Below are 6,726 nucleotides of genomic sequence, written 5' to 3'. Positions count from 1 at the left end.
GTAGCGCTGAGCACAGTCTCGACGCCGCCAGCGCAGACTCGGCACCAGCGGCGTCTGGTAACAACCCCCGACGAACTTACGGGCGAGACCACTAGCTGTCGGCGTTTTTCGATGACGCCAGCACGTCTTGCGCCAGTAAGGACCGGACCGAATGCGGGGTCGCGGCAACCTCGGCCACAGAATCGACTGCAAGGGCGATGGTTGGAAGGTCGGCAAGGTACTCAGCGTAGTGGCGCCCGCCCAGCCGCATGCCCAGGCTCACCCAGGCGTCGACCACCGCCCACCGGCGCGGATTCTCCCTCGCCCAATCGCTCTGGTCGAGCCTGAGTCTCCAGTCCGTGATCTCGAGTTCGTCGAGCGAGTACTCGCCGAGCAGCTCCGCATACGAGACCTCCTCGCCGCGGACGACGGTGATGCCGCGTCCCAGTTCGTGCGGTCCCGGCGACTCCGGCAACAGCCCGAGGATTGCTGTCGCGGCTGCCCAGGCTGTGGTGACTTCTTCGGTCAACGTCACGGCGGGGTAGGCGCCCGACGCGACGCATGCATCGACAACCGAGACCAAAACATCTGCCGCATCGAGTGATTGGTGTCCCTCACCGAGGACGCGCGGCAGTCGCACAATCGTGAAATCGAGCCCCTGCGGCGACCCGGCCACCGCCAACTCGGCGAGTGCCTTCGACGCCGCGTAGGGGTACGGCGCGTGGCGGGGGTCGGTGACGCGGGCTACGGAGACATCGGCATTGACGACGAACGTCGACAGATGCACCAGTCGCGCACTGTGGTGTGCGCACGCGTCGACTGCGGCGGCGACCAAATCCACGTTGGCCGGGCGAAGGTCGCGGTACGGCGACAGGACGCTGGTGTTCCCGATGCAGTTCACCACTGTTGCGGGGGCGCAGCTGCCGAGCAGGGCATCCAGGTCTGCTGGGGCGAACCGCGCAGGGAGTTGGTGGACTCGCACGCCCTCGACGCTGCGGAGCTCCGCCCACGAACCACGTTCGGGCAGTGCGGCCCTGGTCGCCAGCACTACCTCCGGGCGAAGCAGTCCGGCACGCTTCAGTTCGACGACAGCCCGGGCGAATCCGGTTCCGAGAATCCCCGACGCGCCCAGCACCAGGATCGACCGCCCACGTTGGCGCGCAACGAGGTTGGGGCGCGGGTGCAGCACCCGCGCTAGATCGCGCTCTGTCTCTGAGGCGGTCGCGGCGTCCGGCCCTCCCTCGGCTGCCGGCGCATCGGAATCCAGGTCTGAGACCAGATTGGCGGCGGTGTCGGCGCCGATCAGGTCGAAAATGGTGAGGTGTCGGCCCAGGTACTCGCGAGTGGGCGGGAGGATTCGGATGAGGTCCAACGAGCCGATGCCCTCGTCGAGCAGCGAGGTGTCTGTCCCCACAGGCCTCGCGAGGTGTCGGCTCCAGAGGTCCGCCAATCCGGCCGCCCGCTCATCCGAGTCGGCGTCGCGGCACGTGGTGTCCACGAGATCGGTAGTCTTCCGCAGCCTGTCGCCGTCGATCTTGCCGTTGGGCTTTCGTGGAATAGCCGGCAGTCCAATGACGAAGAACGACGGTACCTTCAGGTTCACGAGGATGCGCCGGATTCGAGCCGCGATGGCGACGTCCTCGTGGCCGTCGCGAGTGCGCTGCGTTTCGAACCACACCCCGAGGCTGCCGTCGTGCACCTCGACCGCGGCGTCGCAGATGACCGGATCCTCGCGGATGCGCCTGCCCACCTCGGCCGTGTCGACCCGCCTGCCGGAGATCTTGACGAGCGCGTCTTTACGCCCGGCGAAGGCGGCAAAGCCGTCGGTGTCGAAAGCCGCACGATCGGCGGTGGCGAAAGCGCGACGTCGCAGTCCCCGCGCGGTGAGCACCGTGCCGAAACTCGGGTCAGCGGTCTCGAGGTAGCCGCGGGAGACCAGATCACCGACGATGACGATCTCCCCGAATGCGACGAACACCGTGTCCGGTATCAGCGGTCTGCCGAGCCTGAGCCGGTTGCCGTCGGCGACGCCCGCTTTGCCCTTCGCGATCGGCAACTGGGTAGCGACGACGGTCGCTTCCGTCGGCCCGTAGGTTGAGACGAGCGAGATGGACTCCGCGATCGAGCAAGCGAGCCAGGAGGCCACGGTACCGGAGCGGATCGGTTCACCGCCGACGACGATCTGCCGCAGGTGTGAACGGCGGAGGGTATCGATCGCCGCGGCGTCCTGGCACAACAGATGCCAGATGGCGGTCGGCAGGTCGACGATGGTGGCTTGCCGCTCGACCAGTTCGTTTGCCAGCGCGTTCAAGTCGCCACGCCTGGTCGCGGTGGATCGGAACAGCCCCGCTCCGCTGATCGCGGCGACGAAGATCTCTTCGACGCTGATGTCCGACGTCAACGGGGCGCACTGCAGGATGGTGTCCGATGCTCCCCAGCCGTAGGCGCGGCGGGCCGCGTCGCAGAACGCGGCGAGCGAACCGTGCGAGACCGGGACGAGTTTGGGCTGGCCGGTCGTGCCCGAGGTCGGCATGATGTACGCCGTTCTGCCGGCGAGGGTGGGGTCTCGCCTGATTTCCTCGATCCGTGCGGCGACGAGCACGGTTTCGCCAGCGGAGACCGGTGCGAGCGCGGTGGCGGCCACGTCGACCACGTGCGCCGCGCCACCAGCCGTGTGGTCGCCAATCACGCCTGCGCGCCTTGGCAACTCGTCGACGGTGTCGCACACGCTGTAGCCGCAGCCAGCGAGATGGCACGCGAAAAGCAGGTCGACGGTTTTGTCCGTGTTCTCGTCGGCGAACACCAGCACATCACCGGGTGCGACGTCGTTGCGCACCAGCCAGGCGACCCACGGGTGCACGTGGCGGCGCGCGCCAAGAAACCGGGGGACGCCGCCGGTGTCGAGAAACCATGCCGCGAGTGGCGTTTGCCAAGAAAAGCAGGCGCCGTCGCGCAGCCTGCGCGACCCGTCCGGGCCGATGGCGAACCATTCGTCGACGATCGCGGCGATCGGCCGATCCCACAGCGCGGGCAGCAACGCTAGCGCTGCGGCGAGGCGTGCAGCGATTCCGGCGGGTGCGTTCGCATCGGGCAGATCGGCCCGGTTCCAGATCGCGCAGTCGAGGGTACGCCCGCTTTCGTCGAGTACGTACGCCACGGTGAGACCCTCGACCGGACCGATAGCCGTCGCGGTGGGTGCTTCAAACAGGAACGGCCGCATTTCCGGGGCGCACGGCTCGCGGATGAAATTGACCGTCAACGCCGCGACACGCGTGGTCCGGTTGATTGCCAACCACATGCGCCGAAAATGTTCCTCGCGAAGCCACCGGCGCCGTGCGGCTTTGACGTAGCTTCGGTCGAGCGCGCCGACGACATCGCCTACCGACGCGAACGACGCGAATCGGAACGAATGTGCGACCGAGTTGACCAGGCAAGTCGCCACGTTAAGGTCCCGGTCCCCGAAACGGTTGTCCACCGTGTGCACGAGCAGCCCCTCAGTGCTCTGACGAATGCTGGCGTCCACCGCGACGGCAGCTGCAGCCGCCAGCACGTTAAGCGGGACCTGCTTGGCTTCCGAGAAGGCACGGAGCGCTTCGAAGGCGTCACCGCTGACCTGCACGGCTTCGCGCATGACCCCTCTGGCGGCCGTGGCGGGGGAGTCGTCAGTGCCGATTCGCGGCCTGCCGTGTCGTGCTTCGTCGGACAGATCGCGTTGCACGGCGGGGACGACGTCGCGCAGCGCTTCCTCGACCTTGTCCGTCTCGCGGCGGTGTGCCCGGGCTAACGCGGTCAGACCCGCACTGACGCAGGGCACCTCGGTCACGCTGGCAGCGGCGAGGTGCCGCGCCAGGTCCGCCTCAATGATGCCCGTCGCCCCGCCGTCGAGCAGGATGTGGTGGGCGTGGACGTGGAGGCTTGACACCTGGCCGTTCTCATCGGTTCGCACGGTGTAGCGGACCAACGGTTTGCCGAGCAAGCCCGACAACCAGCTGGACATGAGTTCCCCGCCGCCTGAATGCTCGCCGTCGGCCGTCAGGCGTACGAGGTCTCCGGGTTGCAGCCGGAGGGTCAGCTCCGGATAGCCGGTGCCCGCCGCGGTATCCTGCAGCACGCAGAGCTGCAAGGGATTTGCGAGGATCGTGACTTCCAGTGCGGCCAGGAATCGCGATAGTTCCAACGGGTGGAATCGGTAACTCTTGCCGATGAGGTACAACGCAGGATCGGCGTTCTGCAACACCCCGTTGTAGAGGTTGTGCTGGGATCTGCTCAGCCGCACGCTTTGCGGGCGTTCATCGTGCGCGTGGTCGTCGTCAGGCGAAGTCACGCAGGTTCTCCAGTTCGCGCACCCAGCCCGCAACGGACAGGCTCTCCGACAACCGCTTGGGTACCTCGGACTCCCGGTCGACACCGAGCTGCTTCATCAGCAGTACGAAGCGAACAGAATCCAGGCCGAGGTCGCGAAGATCGGTCACGTCACCGTCCGCGAGATCCGCCTCGTCGATGTACAGGACCGCGCACAGGGCGGTCATGATCTTGTCCCGCACGTACTCAGCCACGCACGGCCGCTTCGGCTTTGACTCCGTTCAGCGTCGCGGTCAGTGACGCCCGCATGACCTTGCCGGACTGGGTCCGTGGGATGTCCGCCACGATCTCGATGACCGACGGACGCGCCATCGATTCCGACTCGTTCCGGTAGCGCGCGGCAAGCGCCTGTTTGAGCGTGCGGATGTCGGGCTCCGCCAGATCCTGCGCGGGGACGACGGCCAGCCCCACCAGGGCCCCGAAATCGGCGTCCGGTATCTCGTAACACGCGGCATCGCGCACGCCCGCTACCCCGTGCGCGATGCGATCGACCTCGTCAGGCGCGACATTCACCCCGCCGGAGATAATCATCTCCGACGATCGCCCCTTGATGTAGAAGAAGCCGTCCTCGCGGCGCTCCAGCAGATCGCCGGTGTTGACCCACCCCTGCACCAGAACATCCCGGGTGCGTTCGGGATCGTTCCAGTAGCCCAGCATGTTCGCCGGGGACTTGACCCACAACGTACCGAATGAGGCGGACGGGTCCGCGACGCCGGTGCAAGGCCGTTCGCCGGCGGCAGCCAGAAAGACACCCACGCCCGGATACGGGCGTCCCACCGCGCCCGCCTCGATCTTTGCGACGGAGCCCGCATCGGTCGGCAGGCACATTGCGGTGCAGCCTGTTTCACTCAGGCCGTAGACCTGTGCGGTGCGGATCCCGGCGGCTTCGACGAATTGGATATCGGCCGCGACCGCCCGCGAACCCCCGTAACCGAGGAACCGCAGGGTGGGTACGATCGCGTCGGTGGATTTCATTTCGGCGACAAGCCTGGACACCAGTGTCGGGACCAGACACGTCGACGCGACCTCGTTGGCGTTGAGGATCTCCGTCAGCGATATGGTGTCCTCACCGCCGGTGATGCACTCCGCGCCGTGCATCAAGCAGGTGAGAATCCACCACAGCCCGCCGATGTGCGTGGCCGGAAGCGGCGAATACGTGGTCTCGCCGCCAACCCAGGTGATCCAGTCCAGGTTCTCGTCCTGCAGGATGTCGGGGATGGCGAAGAAGGTGCGGTGGGCCAGCAGCACCGCCTTGGGTTCACCGGTCGTACCGCTGGTGAAGATCATCGCCAGCGGATCGTCGGCGCTCGATTCGCCAGCGCGGGGGAAGGTTTCGTTCGGCGGGGTCAAACGACGTGCCCCTGCGGCGATCTCTACGGGGATCGCCGGTAGCGGGCACGCCGGCCCAGGAGGAGAAAACCAATTGGTTCTGCAACCGGGACAGATGAGGATCGCACTCAGTTCGGTGATCTGGCAGAACCGATCGAGGGTTGCGGGCGGCAGCCCGCCGTCCGCCACGACGGCGATTGCCCCCAGCCGCGCGCAGGCCATCACCGAGAGGTAGGTTTCGGGACCGTTGTCGGAAAGGACCAGGACCCGGGAGCCGCGGGTGACCGCAGACGAACGCAGAGTCGTTGCCAGCGTATCGACTTCGGCGATCAGCTCGCCGTACCGCAGCGTGCTCGTGCCGTCACAGCGGCGCAGCGCGATGGCGTCGGGATGTCGCCGCGCTTGCTCGATGACCCGGTGCAGCACGTTGGGCGCTGACTGTGACATGGCGAAAATCTCCTTGCTGTGCGCGGGTCAGGGGATGTTGAGGACTACGAGCTCGACCTGGGCCGACGCCGCACCGCCGTGTTCGTCCCAGAACTCGATGGCGCAGGGCACCAGTAGGTAACGCACTGTCCGCTCGATGACCTGGAAATCGTTACACCACAGGCGGGCCGAGAAGCATTGAGCGTTGATCGGACCGCGAAACCGCGAGGACGTGGACTTGATCAACATGTTGGCCAGCTGGTTGTCCAGATAGTCGACGATCGACCAGCCCCGGAGCTCCGGAATCTGTTCGTTGAGAACGGCCGGAGCGAATGCGCTGTACGCGAGTTGGTTGAAGCACAAGATCAGTTCTGCCGCGTTGAAGTGTCCTGTGCTGCGGATGTAGGCGGACTCGGCAATGGTGAAATTCCCGTAGGCCAGCACCGAGTCGGCGGTGGCCCGGTAGGTGGCATCGATGAGATAGCGAGAGCCCTTGGAGGAATACGGTTCGAGGACCCTACCGAGCAGATCCTCTGACCCGCCCGGCGACTTTCGGACAACGCCTTGACTATTGTTGAGGCCGAGCCGAATTGGAGTCGCAAGTATGGAACGTCGCCGGTTCTCCGCTGG

At 66.3% G+C, this 6,726-nt stretch carries 4 protein-coding genes; all 4 read right to left on the bottom strand.

Going from position 1 to position 6,726, the window contains the following annotated elements; genetic code table 11:
* Nucleotides 1-91 precede the first annotated feature (91 nt).
* The 4 genes from ACOJVU_RS19485 to ACOJVU_RS19470 are packed head-to-tail and all read right to left on the bottom strand — an operon-like array spanning nt 92 to nt 6,687.
* Entirely contained in the window at nt 92-4,303 is a 4,212-nt protein-coding gene (locus ACOJVU_RS19485; RefSeq protein ID WP_421531277.1) for an AMP-binding protein, read from the bottom strand.
* Nucleotides 4,290-4,523: an acyl carrier protein gene (locus ACOJVU_RS19480; RefSeq protein WP_421531279.1), complete on the bottom strand. Its 234-nt coding sequence runs from the start codon at nt 4,521-4,523 to the stop codon at nt 4,290-4,292. The genes ACOJVU_RS19485 and ACOJVU_RS19480 overlap by 14 nt, the downstream gene beginning before the upstream one ends.
* A 4-nt stretch (nt 4,524-4,527) precedes the next feature.
* Complete coding sequence (gene fadD10 / locus ACOJVU_RS19475) at nt 4,528-6,117, bottom strand: fatty acid--CoA ligase FadD10 (RefSeq protein ID WP_421531276.1); 1,590 nt, start codon at nt 6,115-6,117, stop codon at nt 4,528-4,530.
* Between the two features lie 27 nt (nt 6,118-6,144).
* Nucleotides 6,145-6,687: an FcoT family thioesterase gene (locus tag ACOJVU_RS19470; protein ID WP_421531278.1), complete on the bottom strand. Its 543-nt coding sequence runs from the start codon at nt 6,685-6,687 to the stop codon at nt 6,145-6,147.
* Between the last annotated feature and the right edge of the window lie 39 nt (nt 6,688-6,726).

Origin of the sequence: Mycobacterium sp. THU-M104 (assembly GCF_049197365.1) — a bacterium.
Lineage (GTDB): Bacteria > Actinomycetota > Actinomycetes > Mycobacteriales > Mycobacteriaceae > Mycobacterium.
Note: the sequence above shows the minus strand (reverse complement) of the source record. Positions and strands in the feature narration are given on the sequence as shown.